General features: G+C 64.0%; 1 protein-coding gene. It reads right to left on the bottom strand.

Annotated features, from left to right (window positions below):
• A partial coding sequence (locus tag AYR66_RS29550; RefSeq protein ID WP_206047150.1) for a hypothetical protein occupies positions 1-211 on the bottom strand: 211 nt, incomplete at both ends.

The raw sequence follows: 211 nt of genomic DNA, 5'->3' as shown, positions 1-211 counted from the left end.
GCTGATACGCCTGCAACGGCGGCAACCCGCGTGAACGCAGATGGCGATTCTTCAGCACGAACATCCGTTTGTAGCCCACTGTCGCCCGGCGTTCCAGGTCCGCCAGTTCGTCACGCACCTGCAGCAGTAGCGGCGCTTCTTGCAGCACCGCATCGGCGTGCCGGAACAAGGCCGACGCAATCTCGAGCGGAATGGACTGCGTGCCCGACAG

It is taken from the genome of Noviherbaspirillum denitrificans (assembly GCF_002211445.1).
Lineage (GTDB): Bacteria > Pseudomonadota > Gammaproteobacteria > Burkholderiales > Burkholderiaceae_D > Noviherbaspirillum > Noviherbaspirillum denitrificans.
Note: the sequence above shows the minus strand (reverse complement) of the source record. Positions and strands in the feature narration are given on the sequence as shown.